This is a genomic window from Micromonospora sp. NPDC048170, assembly GCF_040652795.1.
Classification (GTDB): Bacteria; Actinomycetota; Actinomycetes; order Mycobacteriales; family Micromonosporaceae; genus Micromonospora.
The window spans coordinates 1-18583 of sequence record NZ_JBEZMR010000023.1; the positions used below are offsets into that span (position 1 = coordinate 1).

11 protein-coding genes and 1 pseudogene are annotated in these 18583 nt (G+C 69.8%); 6 read left to right on the forward strand and 6 right to left on the reverse strand.

The window, feature by feature from the left end:
* Window positions 1–7 precede the first annotated feature (7 nt).
* From AB0D32_RS23815 to AB0D32_RS23835, 5 genes are all read left to right on the forward strand, one after another.
* A complete protein-coding gene (locus AB0D32_RS23815; RefSeq protein ID WP_357094494.1) occupies window positions 8–1156 on the forward strand; it encodes an AAA family ATPase in 1149 nt (382 codons plus the stop codon).
* An 11-nt stretch (window positions 1157–1167) separates the two neighbouring features.
* A complete protein-coding gene (locus AB0D32_RS23820) occupies window positions 1168–2793 on the forward strand; it encodes a VWA domain-containing protein (RefSeq protein ID WP_357094189.1) in 1626 nt (541 codons plus the stop codon).
* Between the two features lie 70 nt (window positions 2794–2863).
* Window positions 2864–3571 (forward strand): peptidase inhibitor family I36 protein, encoded by a 708-nt coding sequence (locus AB0D32_RS23825; RefSeq protein ID WP_357094194.1) that lies wholly within the window; start codon window positions 2864–2866, stop codon window positions 3569–3571.
* 67 nt (window positions 3572–3638) lie between these two features.
* A complete protein-coding gene (locus AB0D32_RS23830; RefSeq protein WP_357094200.1) occupies window positions 3639–4265 on the forward strand; it encodes an ABC transporter ATP-binding protein in 627 nt (208 codons plus the stop codon).
* Window positions 4262–6844: a hypothetical protein gene (locus AB0D32_RS23835; protein ID WP_357094206.1), complete on the forward strand. Its 2583-nt coding sequence runs from the start codon at window positions 4262–4264 to the stop codon at window positions 6842–6844. The genes AB0D32_RS23830 and AB0D32_RS23835 overlap by 4 nt, the downstream gene beginning before the upstream one ends.
* A gap of 27 nt (window positions 6845–6871) precedes the next feature.
* On the opposite strand, the gene AB0D32_RS23840 is transcribed toward AB0D32_RS23835, so the two are convergent.
* The 5 genes and pseudogenes from AB0D32_RS23840 to AB0D32_RS23860 all read right to left on the reverse strand — a co-directional run.
* Window positions 6872–8032, reverse strand: a complete 1161-nt coding sequence (locus AB0D32_RS23840; protein ID WP_357094210.1) for a hypothetical protein — start codon at window positions 8030–8032, stop codon at window positions 6872–6874.
* 302 nt (window positions 8033–8334) lie between these two features.
* Entirely contained in the window at window positions 8335–11004 is a 2670-nt protein-coding gene (locus AB0D32_RS23845; protein WP_357094214.1) for a BTAD domain-containing putative transcriptional regulator, read from the reverse strand.
* 506 nt (window positions 11005–11510) lie between these two features.
* A complete protein-coding gene (locus tag AB0D32_RS23850; protein ID WP_357094217.1) occupies window positions 11511–13529 on the reverse strand; it encodes a BTAD domain-containing putative transcriptional regulator in 2019 nt (672 codons plus the stop codon).
* Between the two features lie 49 nt (window positions 13530–13578).
* Complete coding sequence (locus tag AB0D32_RS23855) at window positions 13579–15432, reverse strand: Hsp70 family protein (protein ID WP_357094220.1); 1854 nt, start codon at window positions 15430–15432, stop codon at window positions 13579–13581.
* A 213-nt stretch (window positions 15433–15645) separates the two neighbouring features.
* Window positions 15646–15729, reverse strand: a pseudogene (locus tag AB0D32_RS23860) (Lsr2 family protein); the annotation flags it as partial.
* A gap of 61 nt (window positions 15730–15790) precedes the next feature.
* On the opposite strand from AB0D32_RS23860, the gene AB0D32_RS23865 reads away from it, so the two are divergent.
* The gene (locus AB0D32_RS23865) at window positions 15791–16258 is read left to right on the forward strand and encodes a hypothetical protein (protein ID WP_357094223.1); all 468 of its coding nucleotides are present in this window, start codon (window positions 15791–15793) and stop codon (window positions 16256–16258) included.
* Window positions 16259–17696: 1438 nt separating this feature from the next.
* Here the strand turns inward: AB0D32_RS23865 and AB0D32_RS23870 are convergent.
* Window positions 17697–18395, reverse strand: coding sequence for a hypothetical protein (locus tag AB0D32_RS23870; RefSeq protein ID WP_357094226.1), 699 nt, complete (start codon window positions 18393–18395; stop codon window positions 17697–17699).
* Window positions 18396–18583 lie beyond the last annotated feature (188 nt).

The window sequence follows — 18583 nt, forward strand, 5'->3', positions numbered from 1 at the left end:
GTGCCCGGTGACCTCGCCCGCTCGACCCGCCAAGCCCAAGGCCAAGCCCCGCCCGATGTTCGGGCCGGTCCTGGCCCTGCTCGCGGCCGAACCGCACCGCGCCTTCTCCATCAGCGACCTGGGCAAGGAACTGCCCGGCCGGTCGTCCGGGGCGATCGGCTCCGTCCTGAACCGCCTCGTCGACCGCAGCTGGGCGACCATGTCCACCGGGTCGCCCCGCCGATACACCATCACCGCCGAGGGCATCGACGCGTTCACCGCGGGAGCCGGCACCAGCCGTGCCCCCTCGGCCGCCGCCCCCACGCTTACGGCGCCCGCCGCGCCGGCACCTGCCCCGACCGGCCCGGTTCCCCCGCGTCCCGGCGCTGTCCTGCGTCCCAACGGGGTCTGGTACCTGCCCCGCCAGCTCGCCGACAGCACCGACGTCGAGGTGCTGCGCCGGCTGCGCCGAGACAACATCGCGGTCCTGCTCTACGGGCCACCCGGCACCGGCAAGACCAGCCTCATCGAGGCCGCCTACCCGGATGCGATCACCGTCGCCGGCCACGGCGACACCACCGTCGAGGACCTCGTCGGCAACTACGTCCCCCTGCCCGACGGCGGCTTCGAATTCGCCTACGGGCCGCTCGTAACCGCCATGCGCGAGGGACGCGCCCTGTTCATCGACGACGCCACCCTCATCCCGCCCCGCGTGCTCGCCGCTTTGTATCCGGCGATGGACGGCCGGGCCACCATCACCATCGCCGCCCACCACAACGAAGTCGTGACCGCCACCGACGGGTTCTTCGTCTGCGCCGGCCACAACCCCGGCGTGCACGGCGCCATCCTCACCGAAGCCCTCGCCTCCCGGTTCTCCGTGCACGTCGAGGTCACCACCGACTTCCAGCTCGCCCGCTCCCTCGGCGTACCCAACGGCGCCATCGACGCGGCGATCGCCCTCAACGCCCGGATGCGCAAGCACGAGATCGACTGGGCGCCGCAACTGCGCGAGTTGCTGGCGTTCAAGCGCGTCGCCGCGAGCCTCGGCCTCGCCGCCGCCGTGGCCAACCTCGCCGCGATCGCACCCGAACCCGACCGGCAGGCCGTCGTCGAGGCCCTCCAGCGGGCCTACCGCAGCGCCACCATCACCCCCCTCACGCTCGGCAAGCAGAAGTAAGGCAGGCCGCCGTGACCAGCGTTTCCGCACACCTGCGCCCCTCCGGCACCAGCCCCGCCTCCGCGGCCCCGGCCGCCTCACCCTGGCACCGATGGTCAGCGGCCTGGACCAGACAGGCCGCGATACTCACCAGCCGACCCGACGCCAGCGTGACCGTCACCCCGGCCGTCGGCGGCCCACCCGGCTTCAGCTACCCCGCCACCGCCCAGATACAGGTCGACGCCGACCTCATCGCCGACCCGGCAATCGCCGACCCCCGCCGGCCTGGGCACCGGTCGAAGGTTCCCGTCGCCTACGGCGTCCTGCTGCACGAATGCGCCCACGTCATCCACTCGCAGTGGGACCCACCACCATCGGCGCCGCCCATCGTCCGGGAAGCCGCGCTCCTGCTCGAGGAGTCACGGATCGAGGGACGCTACCGCGACGCCCGGCCTCGCGACCGGCGGTGGCTACGTCGCGCCGTCACCAGCATCATCGACCCCGCTGACACACCCACCGACACCGCGTGGAGCGCCGCCTACGCCGCCGGACTGCTCCTCGCCCGCGTCGACGCCCGAATCCTCTACCCCGCCGACGTCCGCGAGGCACGACGCTCCATCACCACGGTTCTCGGCCGCAAGCTGACCAGGGGCCTACGCGCCATCTGGCGGGAAGCCCACACCGTCGGCGACACCGACACCACCCGCATGATCGAACTCGGCGAACGCTGGTGCCGCCTGCTCGGCATCGACCCGAACCTCACCCCGGGCCTGCCCGCCGACGCCGCCACCAGCACGATCGCAGCAGCCATCGCCGGCGCCCTCGACACCATCCTCCACAACCCCGCCGAGGCCCCGGAACCCGGCGGGGGACCTCGGATCAGCGGTCCCGGCATCCGTGTCGACACCGACATGCCGACCACCTGGGCCGAACGCGACGCCCGCGACGCCGAACGCCAGGCCGCCAACCGGCTCACCGCCCTGCTGCGCCGCGCCCGCCACCGCGAACCCGCCCGCACCCGTGAACCCAGCAGCGCACCGCCCGGACGGCTGCGGACCCGCGCCGCGGTCACCCTCGCCGCCCAACGCGCGGTCGGGGCCATCCCCACCGCCCAGCCGTGGCAGCGCACCGTACGCCGCCCCGTCCCCGACCCCGAGCTGACCGTCGGCATCCTCATCGACGCGTCCGGCTCGATGGAGGACTTCGCGAAACCCATGTCCTCCGCCGCGTGGATCGTCGCCCAGGCCGCCACCCGCGCCGGGGCCACCAGCGCGACCCTCGCCTACGGCGACCGGATCACCGTGCTCATCCCACCCGGCCGCCGCCCCGCCAAGGTCCGCGACATGCGCGCCGACGCTGGCACGGAACGCTTCGTCGAAGCCTGCGCCGAAGCCGACCGGCTCCTGCACCTGTCCACCCCCGGCACCGCACGACTGCTCGTCGTCGTCTCCGACGGCCACTACGTCAACCCCGACGAAAGCCAAGCCACCATCACCCGACTCCACCACGCCGGCTGCGCCGTCCTCTGGCTCGCACCCGACAACAAAGGATGGCCGTCCAGGGTCTACGACAACACCACCACCATTACCGTCGATGACCCCACCACCTGTGTCAACCTCATCGGCGAAGCAGCCATCGACGCTCTGAGCAGGGGTTAGGAGGGGCCGGACCAGGCTCTCGGCGATCGCGTCGGGAGCCCTGTGCGGGATCAGCAGGGTCTGGACGCTGATGACGTCGGCCAGCGGGCCGAACACCACGATGCCGATCGGGGTGGCCAGGGTCATCACGATGCCGACGTGGCTGAACACCCGGCCGTGCTTCTCCGGCTCCATCGTCTTCTGGATCAAGGTCATGAACGGAGTGGAGAACAGGGGAACCGCGAGCCCGAACATGAAGCCGGGCCGCGAGCTGGTCGAGGGGCATCTGGGGCGCTCTCGCGGCTGGGCTTCGCCGTGCAGGTTGCGATCCGCAAATTATCGCTGGGTTATTGATTCACTACCCTGCGAGATGTTTCGATGGGTGCCGTGTCGTGGACGCGGCACTTGTAATCGAGACGGGGAGGTGACGATGAGGATCAAGAACCTCATCGCGTCGGCAATGATCGTAGGGACGGGTCTGGTGCTCGTTCCGGGGACCGCCACTGCGGCCCTGAGCGACTGCGACGCGGCCTACATGTGTCTGTGGGGCAACAACGACTACAACTGGATGTTGGTCGAGCGCGGCCAGGGTTCATCCACCATCCAGAACCTGAGTGGCGACGCCAACGACCAGATGGACTCCTGGGCGAACAAGTCCACGACCCACTCCGGATGCATGTGGGCGGACGCCAACGGGTCCGGAGACCGCCAGACGTTGGGCCGCAACCAGAATGACAACAACGTCTCTCCGGCCAACAGCGACGAGGTGTCGTCCTGGCGTACGGCGTACAGCTGCTGAATAGTTAGGCACCGTGATGTCACCACTCATCCGTACGCAAAAGGTTCGCAAGGCCTACCACTCTGAGGTGGAGACCGTGTGGGCGGCACGAGACGTGGACTTCGAGGCTCGCCCGGGTGAGTTCGTGTGCATCTACGGTGCCAGCGGCTCAGGTAAATCAACGCTGTTGAACCTGATGGCAGGCCTGGATCTCGCCGATTCCGGCGAGATCCAGGTCAGCGGCGTCGACGTCACCACCGCGAACGAGAGGCAGCGCGCACAGCTGCGGCTCGAAACCGTCGGCGTCGTGTTCCAGAACCACAACCTGATCGAGGAATTCACGGCCGTGGAGAACGTCGCACTGCCCTCGGAGGCGCGTGGCATGCCGGCTGAGGCCGCGCGAGCCGAAGCAGCCGACCAGCTACGCCGGGTCGGGCTGGAAGGCCTCGACAACCGGCTACCCCGACAGTTGTCCGGCGGACAGCGCCAACGGGTCGGGATCGCGCGGGCGCTGACAGGACAGAGAGCCGTTCTCTTGGCCGACGAGCCGACCGGGGCGTTGGACTCCGCCGCCACCCAAGACCTGTTCGCGCTCATCCGCGCCCTCTGCGACGAGGGAGTCACGGCCGTGGTCTGTTCGCACGATCGTCGATGCCGCGACTACGCCGACACCCGCTACGAGATCATCGACGGACGCATGGAAGCCCGTTCATGACCGAAGGAAGCTCCCCGGCGTCGTCTCACGTGGCGCACCTGCGCTTTGTTCTGCGGCTCGCACGGCGCCTCATCCGCTCCCGCGAGCTGGCCCGATCAGCTTCGATCGTCTTTGTCGCCGGTCTGGCCGTCATGGCGATGTTCGTCACCCTGCGGACGCTGTCCCTGTCGGGCGCTCAGATCGCTGACCGGGACCTGGGTCGGTTCGGTGCTTCCGTCGGCTACGGCAGTGTCGTGCTGCCGCCCGGAGAGGGACAGTTCGCGCCGGACGTGCGGGCACAGGCTCTCCGCGCAGGGCTCACCGACTCCGAGGTCATGCTCAGCGCGTCCGACATGCAACTGGCCACCACTCCCGCGCGCAGCGTCAGCATGCTGGAGGCATCCTGGCAGGATCAGCCGTTCCCTGACCGGTACGACCTGCTGTCCGGTCGGTGGCCGACCCGGCCGGGCGAGGTGGTGGTCACCGAGCCGCGAGACGCCCCGGCGATTGCCGGCGGCACCCTACCCCTGCTCGGCGGCAAGGTGACGCTCACCGTCGTCGGCACCGCTGAGGACCAGTTCGCCCGTACCACGAACCTGCTGGTCGCCCCCGGCACCTGGGCATCACTTGATCCCAGCCTTGCCCAGGGATTTCCGCTGCTGGGCGCTCAGCCGCTGCTGCTGTGGTCAGGAGGCGACGCCGAAAGCGCCGTGACCGCCTTCACCACCGCAATCGGCGACTACACGCGCCGGTCGACTACCGCCACCGAGGGCGCGGACGCCCTCGTGGTCGGTGGCACACTGCGGTTCCGGGAGCAACTTCTCGAGCGGCCCGAACGCACCTCGATCGAACGCACACCCGCTGGCTACACCATTCCGTCGCTGCTACTACCCGTCGCGGCAGTCCTGCTCATGTTCGGACTCAACGACCGACGGTTCCGGCGGACATCGACCAGACTCGTGGCCGTCGGCGTACGCCCAGCAGCCGCCACCGCTGCTCTCACCATCGCGGCAACAGCCTGGTGCGTGGCTGCGGCCGCGGCCGGAGCGATCGCCGGGACCGGGGCCGGTCTGGTAGCCAGAGCAGTCATCGCGCAGGTGCGCGACTGGCCAGCCGGCCCGATCGAAGGACTAGCCGCTCCTCCGTTGCGTCTGCTCGCACTGGTCGTGCTCACCAGCCTGTGCGCCGGCGCAGCGCTAGCCCGCAGCAAACAACTGGTCAGCTCTGCTGTGGCTTCTCGATCTCGCCGCGAATCCCCCACGGCACCTGCGACTGGGCGACGCATCCGAGACGCGCGCCATCTCCTCGCCGTCGCCGCGTGGTGCGCCACCGTCGCATACGCCGTACGAGTCGATACTCCGGCCAAGGCAATGATCCTCACCGGCGTGCTCACGCTCGCGGTGCTACTCGTCATCCCCGATGTGCTCAATCTGGTGCTGCGAGTGCTGCCCGAAGGCGGGCCACGCCGCCGCCTGGCGCTTCGGCAACTCGCGGCCGACAAACTCCGTGCCGCAGCGATCGTCGCCATGCTCACGGTGCTGCTGGGCGCGTCCATGGGCTTCCTGACGCTGCTCAACACTCTCATTCGCACCCTGGACCAGCAGGCCTACCCCGACGCGCTACCCGGCCAAGTACTCCTGGCCGACCGCGCCAGCAGCACGCTGCCCCCACCAGCGGCGCTACTGCGTGCCGTGGAAGCCTCCGGCGTCGCCGACGGGCTCCCACGCACGCAACTGGCCTACCTGTTCACCACCGACGAGTCCGGCAACCTGACCCGGTCGGTCACCCGCGACGGCCACCACGGCAACCTTCTCGCCGTAGAGACCGACGCCCAGGTCGAACAGTTGATCGGCCACTCCCTCAACCCGACGCAACGCGCCGTCCTGGCTGAAGGCGGCCTGCTTGTATGGGCAGACGCACCCGACGCACCAACACGCACCGCGCGCCTCGCCGTGAAAGAGGGCGACAGCGTCACCAGCCGGACCCCCGAACTGCCCGTAGCCACCGTCGACGTGCCACTCGTTGAATGGCGCACCGGCACTGACGGCGTGACGCTGCGCTCTACGGCGGACAACCTGAACCTACCCGTGCCGCAGAACATGCCCCTCATCATCACCGAGGTCCCCGCTACCGCAGCCAAGGCCATGCAGGAAGCCGTCGGCCGTGCAGGCATAGACGCACAAGCTGTCCGGATCTACACGCCACCCAAGCCGCCCGTTCCCGCCGCCGCGCTGCTAGCCACCGCCGCTGGCCTGGTGATCCTCGTCCTCACCGCCGTTCTTGCCGCCACTCGCGCCCAGACCCGCATCCTTCGCGGCTACCTGACCCGCCTGGTATCCATCGGCATTCCTCCAGCCTGGACACGTCACGTCCTGCTCCACCAGTACGGCATCCTCATCGCCACGAGCACCCTGCTCAGTCTCAGCATCGCCCTACCGCCCACAGTGGTCGTCGCCCTGCAGATCTCCGGATTCGTCCTCAGCATCCCCTGGACGCAACTACTCACCCTGCTCGCAGCGATCTACCTCGCCACCGCTCTGGCCGCACTTCGCTCCGCCCTCAGCCTCCGCACCCGCGAACAAATCGGCACAAGTACCTGACGCCGTCGTCGCCTTCTGGTGGTGGCATCACTCGCTCTGGCCGATTCGTCGTCTGGGCGCCGAAGGCTGTTGTGTCCGTTTCCTCGCGATGCCCGGTCTGCGGGGGTAGTCCGGCGGCAGGTGCCGGTAGACCGAACGCAACGACCTGCCGATTCTCTCGGCAAGTACCTCAGGGTCCATGTTCGGTTCTTTGCGCAGCCAGTAAGCCACTGCTTCTGCGGTTGCCTGGGGAACTTCGGACTTCCGGTCATCGCCAGCGGCGTCCTCGCCGTCGAGTAGGTGCGTGACCGCCGGTTCGGCCAGCGACGGCACGGCTTGTGGAGGGGCATCGTTCTTGCTCTCGGTAGATACGTGCTGATCGTCGGTGGGAGTGAGCACGAGGTCCCGCTTCGGTTCTGGCTTCGGCTCCCGCCACCCATCGCCTGTCAAGGTTGCCGCGGACTCGCTGGACGCCGTTGGCGGAGACTCGGTGGGCTCGGCTGCCCGAGGCCTCTCGACGTGGCCTCTTCGTCGGCGCCAGCGACGGCGGCAGCCGGCATTATTGGCTGTGATGATCCGCTCTGGGGTCAGGTCCGCAGCGAGCAGCGTGGTGAGGCCGTTGTAGTCGGCGGTGGCCGAGAGGCGTGCGGCGATCTCGTCGAGGTCGTACACCTGCACGGCGATGTCGGCGGTGGTGGTGTCCAGGGCTGCTCGGATCCTGCGGTGCAGCACTTTGGCGATCGCGGCGTTGCGGTGTTCTCGGGTGACTGCGGCGCGGGCTTGCCGTAGGGACTCGTAGAGGTCGAGTCCGTCTGCCTTGGCGATCGTCCGGGCGCGAAGGGTGACGGCGGGATGTCGGATCCAGTGCCCGAGCAGTTCGTATGCGGGTGGTGCGGGTGGGAGGTTTCCGGTGGCACGCAGGCGGTCGCGGCGTTGGTTGCCAGCGTGAATGAGCCAGACGAGGTAGCCGAGGGCGGACATGCCGGCGTAGAACCCGCCGAGTAGGTGCTCGGGGTGAGCGGCCCAGTTGAACGTCACCGCGCCGGCGGCGATCGCCGCCGAGAGCAGGCGGGAGGCGAGTGCCCGTTCGCCGAGGCGGCGTCTGACGTCCGCGTCGGCCATCACCACCACGCCGCCGAGTTCCAGCGTGGCGACGGCGGGGACGGCGACGGCCAGCGGAATGTCGAGGGCCTGGGCGGCACCGGTCACCTGACCGACGAGGGCCACGGCCAGCACCAGGACGTAGAACGCCTGCCGGATCCGGGTGGCACGCCTGACCGCCTTGAGTACCTCGGCGTCGAGGTCACCGCAGGTCACCGGTACGGCGATGCGCCGCCGCGAGTAGGCCGGCTGGTGACCGGTTTCCGGCGATGTACCTTCGCCGAAGGGCGGGGTCGGTCGCGGGGCGGCGCGGCCATCGGTGGCTAGCGCCGAAGACCCGGTCGAGGCGGTGGCGGGTTGACCGGCCTGATCGGCACGCGCCGCCCAGGGCGGGGGGACCGAAAGCGCGGTCATGCCAGGCGTCCGTTGTCGCGGGGGCGCGGTCGTCCGGTGGGCCGGTGGGGTTGTGGGCTGGCGGCCAGGTGGTCGGCGAGGGCGAGGGTGGCCTTGCTCGGGGTGGCGTCGATCTCGGCGAGGCGGCGAGTGAGGATCTGGCGTAGGGCGTGGACCTCGTCGAGGTGTCCCAGGGTGGCGTGAGTCCGCATCGCCTGTTGGTACAGCGGCTCCGCGTAGGGGTCGTGTCTGATGGCGGCCTCCAGGACCGCGAGGGCCTCGTCCGGGTCCGGTGTCGTGGTGGCCAGAGCGAGGTGGGCGTCGCGGGCCTGCCGGCGGATGCCTTCGCGGTGGGCTTCGATCCACTCGTAGTCGAAGCCGTCGGCGAGGCCGCCGCCGTAGGCGTCCACGGCGCGACGCAGTGCGGCAAGCCGATCGACGCTGCTGGTGGCGCCCTCGGCGTCACGCAGCGCGGCACGCATCCGCCACAGGTCCGTGTCGATCGCTTGGCGGTTGAGCACGTAGCGGCGGGCGGGGTGGGTGAGGTAGGTGCCACGGCCGCCGGTGCGGGCGAGGGTCTTACGCAGCGCGGACACGTAGGTGTGCAGCCGATGCGGTGCCTTCGCCGCGGGCGCGTCGGGAAGCAGGTCGTCAAGGATTGCGTCCTGGGTCGCTTCGCCGTCGTGCACGGTGAGGTAGACCAGTAGTTCGAGGGCCTTCGCCCGCAACGGCAGGCTGGTGTCTCTGTCCAGGATGCGGGCCCCTCCGAGGACCTGCACCCCGACCAGCCCTCCACCACTTTCCGGCTGGTCGTCGGCGGTGGGTGATGGGGAACTCAGGCGGTGGATGTCCGTCGTCGCGGGGTGGCTCGCGCTGGGTGGCGGCGTGGCCTTGTCGTCGGGCGGCAGGCCGGCGTCGACTGCCGGACCGCCGTCCGCCGCTGGACGAGGCCGCGGCTCTCGGGTTTCCGCATGCCGGCCCCGGGCCGGGGGTTGATGTGCGCCGGCGTGTGCCTCGGCGAGCGCCGCGAGTAGGCCGGTGGTGTCCGCGGGGGTCAGGACGGTCAATCGGCCGGCAGCCGGCAGGTGCGTTCCCTGCTGCTCTTTCCCGTCGGCGACCGTGGTGGTCCCGTCGACGTCGACGTCGACGGTGTCCCCGTCGGGCCAGGCGCCGAGCATGACGCCATGGATGTCGAGGCGCTGCCCTTGGGTAAGCAGCGCGGTGGTGCGGGCGCGCTCGTGTGGTGCGGTGGCGTCGGCGATGAGCAGCAGCGGTGGCAGCGCTTCGGCCGACGGGTGGGCGTCGCGCAGCGCGGCGACGGTGTCGACCTCGTATTCGCAGCACATCCTGGTGCGGTGCAGGATCTGCTCCTCCACGGCGGCGAGAGCGTCGGTGAGGGAATCGGTGACGATCAGGCCAGGCGTGTCCACGACGAGGCCTGCGCTGTCATCCAGCAGCGTGGCCAGGACGGCGGAGGAAATGACCACCTGGCCGTGCTCGTCGCGTTGCCCTATGGCGTCGGCGGCGAGTGCGGACACCAGGAATCCGCGTGCCGCTGCCTGCGCGGCCGGTCCGGTCAGTCCGAGCCCCGACGCCGACCGGACCCCTGTTATCCGGCTGGTCTGCGCGGCTGTGACCATGCCCGCGTCGGCCGGGAGGCCGTACTGGCCGGTGCTGGGGATGCTGGTCAGGGCAGGGTCGGCGTCGGCGTGGAGGTGGCCGGAGGTGGCCGCCACGGGGATGGCCCTTGTCGCGGCCTGACCGGAGGTGCTGTCGGAATCCCCGCTGGTGGCCGCAGGGGTGGACGTTGGCGTGGAGCCGGGCAGCGTGCGGCGGATGCGGGCCAGGACGGCGGGCAGCGGCGGCACCTGCGGATCGTGCCCGTGGCTTTCCGCTGACGCGTTGCGGAGGGAGGTGTGGTGGTGTTGCCGGTAGGCCCAGGCGAGAGTGCCGGCGGCGAGCACCGCGGCGGCCAGCGCCGCATCGATCCACCCTCGGTCGCCGAGGGACACCCCGGGATGGTCACAGTCCGCCGATGATCCGTCGGGATCGGGTGAGGCAGGCGCCTCGGGTGTGGCGGTGGCCGGGGCGGTCGACGGGCTGGTGTCCTTGTCAGGTGAGGGTGGCGTGTTGTCCGGAGTGGTGTCGGGTACCGGGCGTGGGCTGGTGGACGGCGCGGGTGGGGCTGGAGCGTCCGCGCGGGTGGGCAGGCGCAACGTCCAGCCAGGCCGGATGAGGTCGGGGTCGGTCAGGCTGCCGGTCGCGAACCGTGCGCCACGGTTGAGGGAATAGATTTCCCGCCACCGGTCGGCGTCATCGAGCCGACGAGCGGCGATTGCCGACAAGGTGTCGCCCCGGCGCACCGTGACGGTCCGCCGCTTCGAGGTGTCGCCGTCGTCCGGCTTCGCCGAAGACCCGGCGGCGCGAGCGTCGCTGTCACCGTTGGCCGGCGGGATGGTGCTGTCCGCGGAATCTGTGGCCGTAGCGGCGAGGGCGGCGGGAGCGGAGCCGCCGGCGCCGACGGTCACGGCGGTAGCCCCGAGCAGCGCCGCGGTTAACCCCTGCAACGGTCTCGGAAGGCGCAGCCGGGCAAGCCGTTGCAGGCGACGGCTCGCCCGGGCGTACAGGTGGGTGAGCATGGCGGTGGCCAGCAGCGCCCAGAGCGCCCAGCCCACAGCGATCGCCAAAACGGCGAGGAATCCCGGTGTCAACGGCTGGCTGACCCACGCCCGCACATCGTCGCCGTCCGGCCACCGCACACTGGGGCGGCCGAGACCGCACAGCAGCAACGCGGGAGCGCCGATAACGGCCAGAGCGGTCAGGACCCTGCCGACGCGAGCTGTTGTCCGGATGCCCATGACGTCCTTCCTGCCGACCGGGTGAGATGTGCGGGGAACGTTAGGCCCGGACAGGCGGGTAGCGACGGTTTGGGCGGGACACACAAGGTCACAGCGCCTTACACGACCTTACAAACGCAGGTCACGCCACTTGGGGTAATCCCTTCCACCCGGGTCGCGTGGCCGGTGTGGGCACGAATCGCCGACGGCAGGCATCGATGTCCCGTCGTACCGGCGTCTTGCTGCGACCGGCTCGAGCCCCTGGCACCACGACGTGAGGGGCGGTGCCGTGATGGTGACCGACAGGACCGATGAGATCCCGGGGGTGGCTGGTGGCAGCGGGCGAAATGCTGCGGCTACAGGCGGACCGGGCCGCTGCTGGCGTGCGGGATCTGGTAAAGGCTGTCGGTGGGGCGCAGTCCCGCGAGGGTCAGCCGACGGGTGTAGGCGTCGCTCAGCCGGACGGCGGCCTTGTGGTCCCCGAGTGCGGTGAGGATGTCGATGGCCCGGCGGTGCAGGTCCTCGTTGTAGGGGTCGACGCGGATGCCGCCCTGAAGGATCTCCAGAGCCTGACGCGGGCCGGGCTCGGTGGACGCGGCGGCGGTGTGCGCGTCGATGACGAGGCGGCGGGTGGCCTCCCGTGGTGGGTCGGCCCAGGGCCAGGTGTGGTTGTCGGCGAGGTCACCGGTGTAGGCGTCTATGACGGCGCGCCATGCGGCGCAGTGGTGGGTGAGGGTGGTGGCGGCGTGGTGGGCCGCGGTGTGGAGCCGCCACAGGTCGACGTCGATCTGGTCCGGGTCCAGGCGGTAGCGGTCGTCGGTGTGCTCGATGATCGCGACGGTGGTCTTGGCGCGGATGGCGGCACGCAGGTCGCTGAGGGTGGTGTAGAGGCGGCGGGTGACGGTGTGGGCGGGTGGGCCGGGCCAGATGGCGTTGACCAGTTGTGTGGTGGTGGCGCCGTCGGGGTGCACGGCGAGGAAGACCAGCACTTGCAGGGCGGCACTGCGACGGATCGTGACCGGTTGTCCGTCGACGAGCAGGGCGGGGCGGCCGAGCACCCGCAACTGGGCGAGGGATGGTGCGGGCACCGGTGGCTGGGGCGTGGTGTGCGAGGTGTGCCTGCTGGGCTGGCGGGGGATCCGAGGGTGGCCGCCGTCGACAGGTCGGAGCGGTGTGGATTCGGTGCCGGCGTCGCCTCGTGCTGTGGCAGCGGGGTGGACGAGGACGGTGAGCAGGTGCGTCGCGGCGGTCTGGCCGAGGACACACAGCCGCGGTTCGGCCTGCCCGGTCTGGTCGTCGCGGGTGTGACCGTGGCGGTCGACGCGCCAGGTGCGCCCGAGCGGCCCGGGGCCGAGCGTGACGATGTGGGCCTGCCCCGCCAGGGCGGTCAGCCGGCTGGCCGTCGCGGTGGACGGCGGGCCGGTGACCAGCACCAGGGGTGTCATGATCGGGTCCCCGTCGGGCTTAGCCGGTGGGGCCGTAAGGGCGGACAACAGCGTGACAGCCTCCTCGCCCGTGTCCACGACACACAGCCCGGGGATGGAGTCGGCCACCGCATTGATGTCGGGCACGAGGGTGGTCAGGACGGCGCGGGTGATGACCACCCGGGTCGTGTGGGGTGGGTCGCGTAGGGCGGTGAGGAGCCGGGTGACGAGGACACCGCGGGCGGCGTCGGCGGCGCCGTCGCCGGTGAACGCCACGCCGGTTCCTGGCAGGCCCGGCACCGCCGCGCTGGAGGTGGTTGCCGGCTGCTGGCGGTCGGCGACGGCTGCTTGCACGGCGGTGACCGTGGCTGGCAGCGGTGTCAGCTGCGACGCTTCGTCGCTGGCGTGGCCGGGTTGGTAGGCGCGGCGGCGGCGCAGCCACACCAGGGCCGCCGCGGCGGCGATCTGCTGGGCGGTGTCGTCGGGTAGCCAGCCGCCCGGCACCGCCACCCCGGCGTCAGTGTGGTTCCACGCCCCATCGGTGGTGTGCGGTTCGACGCCACCGATAGGGACAGGTGCCGGTGGGGCCGGGGGGTCTGTGGTGGGGGTGTGGGCGGTGGTGAGGGCGGCGGCGCCAGCCATGCTGGTGGCGGCGGCCTGCCACGGTGTGGGCAGCGGCAGGCGACGCAGCCATCGGGCGCCTGCCCGTAGCCGGCGGGCAGCGGTCACCGCAACCGTGTAGGCCAGGCCCAGCCAGAGGAGCCAGGCCAGGGCGGTGAGCCCAGCGGTGAGAGTGCGAGAGGTGAGCGGGTCGGCGACCCAGTGGCGTAGTTGCGCGGCGGTTGGCCAGCCGGGCAGCGGCGGCTCGGTGAGAGTGGCCAGCAGCCAGGGTGGTAACGCCAGCATCGCCGCGACGAGGGCTGCGCCGGCCAGCCGGCGAGGCCACCTCATCCCCCATCCTCCTCGACGGCCATGAGCTCATGGGACGCGACGGGTCGGCTCATCCGGCTAGCCTGACTGGGGTGTGGGGGCGTAGGAGGCGGGTCCACAGCTGGCGCAGCCACCACACGGCCACGGCGACCGCGTAGATCGCCCCGAGCATTCCCGTGGCCGGCCAGCTGACCAGCGCGGCGGCGATGACCGCCAGGGGCGCGCCCAGGATCAGCCGCAGGACCGGTTGGGAGACCACGGCCATAACCGTCCCGACGCCGAGGAGCAGCCCGCCGACGCGGCCTGCGATGTCGATCCACAGCACCATGTTCGGCCACCGGTCCGCGGTGACGGAGTACTGGATGAGCAGCATCCCGAGCCCGGCGGTGACCACCGATCCGGTGGGGAACGCCAACAGACGCGACCAGCCACCCTGCGGGATGCGCCACTGTCGGGCGGCGACCAGGGCCATCACCGCGGCGGCGGCGGCGACCGGCGCGACCGGCAGCAGCGCCCAGCGGAGGAAACCGTTGACGGGCTGACCGATGTAGAGGCTGCCGACCACGGCGTACATGCCGGCGACCGCGACGGCCAGGGACGCCGACGCCAGGATCCCGGTGCCGATCTGGGACCCGGGGCTCACCGGCGTGGTGGGGCGAGCGGCGAGCGCGGACGCGAGGACGGTGCCGGCGCCGAGGCTGGCGATCATGGCGAAGACAGCGGCTATCGCCAGTTCACCCCAGTTGAGCCAGGCCTGCCGATACATGAGCGCGCCGTGCCACTCGGCGGTGAGAAGGAACTGGGAGATCAGGCCCAGCGACGCGAACCCCGGCACCGCGATCCCCGCTGCCCGCCGCACCGGCGGCACCGGCTCCCCCTCAGCCGGCACCGCCGCCGCTGCGGCGTCAACGGCACCGACGTCCGCAGCGCCGCGCACGGCCGCCGATGCGGGCTCCGCTACCACGATCGGCGTCAGCGGTAGAGCCGCAGTGAGGGCTTTCTGCAGCAGCGGCAGCCGAGCGACACCACCAACGCAGTAGACACCGGCAAGGTCCTGCACGCTGACCTCCGCTGCGGCTATCGCCTCCGTCGTCAGTTTGGCGACCCGCTGCAGGACGGGCTGGGCGGCCTGTTCCAGCAGGCCAGCGGTGAGCACCACGGCCGACGCGTCCGGCAGAGGCACCGTCACCGCGGCGCGGTCGGCCAGGGCCTGCTTCGCCGCGCGCACACTGGCCGCGAGAGCCCACCGCTGGCCATCTCCCTGAGGTGGGCTCGCGGCCGTCAGCGTGGCGGCGAGGGCGTCGTCGATCGCCGTACCGCCGGCGGCCGGGTCCGACAGGGTCGCCAGGACCTCGAACCCGGCGGGACCACGCCGCACAACACTGACCTCCGCACCGGCCCCGACATCACAAACGACGATGAACGCCCCGACCGGTGGTTGAACCCCGGTGGCGAGAAGATGCCCGGCAACCGCCACTGGCGCCTCGACAAGACGCGGCTGGGGAAGGCCCGCCCGGTGCGCGGCGTGGCGCAGCCAGGTGCGTCGGCGCGGTCCCCAGCCGGCGGGCACCACCAGCCGCACGTCCTGCAGCGGAGACCCCACCGTGCCTTGCGCGTGCGCCGCGACACGGCGCAGCGTCGCGGCGACCAGGTCGACGACCTCGACCTGCTGTCCCGCAATGCTCAGGTGCTGCTCCGGAGACTGTCGTGGCGCCGGGATGAACCTGTCCGGGGCACTGACGGCGGCCTGCCAGGCCTGATGGCCTGTCAGCGTGTCCCCCTCCGGCGGCAGAAGGACCGCGCTGGGCAACTCGGGCTCACCACCGAACAGTAACGGCGTCCAGTAGCCGTCCGGCCAAGCCAGCACAGCGGTCGTGCTCGCGCTACCACAGTCGATCGCCATCCGCGCCTGCCCCGCCCGCATAGACCCCAGTCAAACAGACGATCACACCCACGTCAGCCCGGAACTACTCACAAGCATGAGAGGTCCAGGTCAGCTTCGCTCACGGTCCCCCGCTTGCAGGTCAACACTGCCGACATGAACCCGCCGAAGCACCGACGTTCGACAGATTGCCTGCTGTTGGCCGGCGGACCGGTCATTCGCAGTGGGTGTGGGGCCGCTACCGTGCCCGGTTGGTCAGTGACCCGCCTTCGCGTGGTACTCGTCGACAATCTCCTGAGGAATTCGGCCTCGGTCGGAGATGTCCTTGCCGGCCTTTTGGCCCCGGCGCGTTTCTTGCGCAGCGATGCGGCGCCTTGCGCGTGACCGTCATAATCCATGCATGGCTATGTCCGAGGCGTTCGCTGCCACCGCTGTCCAGACGATCCCTGTACTTGCGCTAGCCGCCGTCCTAGAATATCGAACCTCGGTGGATATGGGCCGGGGCTATATGCTGGCTTATTTGCTGAGGAGTTCCGGGCAGCGGTTCGACGGGTGGAAGACTGGTCGGAGTGGTTTCATCGCGGGTGCCGCTTCAGGCCTCTGGACGATGGTCATGTTCGCTTGCGTGCCTGCGGAGGCCCTTGCTGTATACCGACTTCAGGGGCACGCGCTGGGGGCGGTTAGCGAGATTTTCGTCAGCGTGACCATCGTCGCGACCATGGCGCTGCTCGTGGTGTACCCGCTGCTTATGAGGATTGCTGATGCTCTTCAGGAAATCCAGAACGCCCGCACAGCGCCACCTCTGCACGATAGGAAGCCGACAGAAGGACAACCGATAGAAGCCGGGGTTGGAGATGCCGCAGAATAGCGAGAGCGGGATGCCTATCCTTCATGGACCGAGCGATCCGCGACTGCCGTGCGGGCTCCAACCTGCCACAAAGGGATGTATCCGGCGCGCCGATCGATCTTGACAGAAGCGGGCGCGCTGCCCGGTCGGGGGTCGCGATGCCACCGAATCGATGAACCTCTCCCGACAGACCAGCGAGTGATATCGCAGGCCTAGGGCTGCGCGGCCAACACCTTGACCATCAGTCGAGTGCTGGCCGGTCCTGCGGACCGAATATGCCGCTGCGGTACGCACGGGAACGCCACACCCCTCGACGTTCACCGGGGACTGCTGCTGCAGGAGCTGCTCGCCCGCGCGGTGCGCGTGCTACGGGGTGAACGAGTCCGCACCGCTGCTGGCTCGGCACCACCCGGCGGAAGTCAGGATTCGGTTGAGGTCCCGGCGCGCCAAGTCTTGCCGTAGCTGTTGACGATCATCATAGTCGACGGCAACGCCCTCTACGGCGGCACAGTCCTGCCCGTCTTCGCCGCCGGCATGACGCTCCCTCTGCCGCGGGAAACGAGTTCGTTGAGCTGGTGGTCGTCGGTGACGGCCGCGCGTAGGCGCAAGGCCGAGGAGACCGGGATCAGCGCGTCCCCCGATGACCCGGACCTACCGTGGGGTGCGCTCCGGGTGCTGCTCGGTAGCCGGCGCGAAGGGTCAGCCTGTCGAAGGCGCCCGATATCGTTCTTTTGTCCGCCGTCAGTGGAACTGCTCGGGGAGTTGCTTACCGGCCTGCGGGCGAGTGCCGAGGGGACCCGACGATGCCTTCAGCAACCGACCACCACCGCCCCGACCCGCTCGTGTTCAGCCCAGCCCTCTGAAACCTGCCGCATTACCTGCGCCTGCAGCTGCTGCGGATTCACCGCGAGGAGACGGCACGACCGACACAGAGCTGGTAACGCGGTGTCGATCTTCACAGGATCGCTCGGCTGGCAGCGCAACCCGACCGGTACCTCCGCTGATGTGGCAAGGCAATACTTCAAGAGTGTCCCAGCACGCTTACACATGATAAGTGCCTTGACGTGTTGCGATTCCATCCGATTCTCCTCGCCGGCGACCTGTGCCCCAGTCCTTCAAGACCGGTGGTGAGAGGCTTCAACGAACCCATCACGCGCGAGCTGTTGACGTAGCAGCTCGCGACGGGCGGTCTCCACCTGCAGCCGCTGGTCGCGCTGAACGACTTCTGCCCTCTACAAACGACAGGCGACCGAACTCTCGGGGCTGTTACATGAAACTTGTACGGCACTCGCCGCCGGAAGCCTCGACCCTGCCGTTGGAGACGACCTTCTCGCCACACGCGGTCGAGGGGCGATCAGCAGAACGCCCGAGCCGGGCAGGGCCCGAGCCCCCGAGCAGGCCCGGCGATCCGCCAAGCCTTGCCCGACCATCGAAGTCGAGGCCGGCGTTGCTCGTGTCGTCAGGTCTCGAGGGCGCTCGGCGACGCATACGCGACGCAGGAAGTCGGCTTGCCGGTCGTGAGCAGGTCTACCTCGGCAACAGCCTCGCCCGAGGGCGGGATCAGCTCGGGGAAAATGAAGCCACCACCGTTGATTTTCTTGCTGGCGTCGTAGCAGACGATGTCCACCCTTGGGCTCTTGAGCGGCTCCGTCTTCGGGTTGGTTACTTCGACCTTGGCCGTGAATTCGTTGCCGTACTCCGATTTCGCCACGGTGACGGGGCCAGTCTTGATTTCGGGGAAAGGCTCGGAGGGAAAGTTGCCCTTGTCCTCGATGAGTAGGGTTGCCTCGACCTTGGCGGCCTTCTTGCCCTTGGGTGCCTCCACTTGCGTCTGAACCGGAAACTCCTGTCCGACGCGAGAGAAGAATTCGACCTGCGACTCGCTCGCGAGCAGCTCGCCGTTGGCGTCCTTGACATTGAACTGGACCGTCACGGTCTGCCCCACCTTGTCGGAGGTGTTCTGCACGATGGCAATGAGCGACACATAAGCGTCCCTCTGGCCGAAGCCGGTCTTCAAGAGCGAGCCAGCTGGCTTCTCGTCGGCCCCTGCTGCCGGCGTGCTAGTCCCACCCGTCGAGGAACCCTGCTCGACTTTGTCGGCCTCACCGCATCCGGCGAGGAACAGTGCAGAGCACGCGACGAGGGCGGCAACCCGCATATTAATCAACTTAGTCCCCGTTCAGGTCGTTGGTGGGCTCCATGCTTTACCGCCGTGACGCCCGATGTGGTCATGACTGCCTGGTGCGCCGCGTCTGGTCGCGGCAGGAGCGAGACCACCCCCCGAGGTAGGGGAGCGCCTGCTCCTGTCGCGTCGCCCGCGCCTCCGTCATATCGGCGTTGACAGGC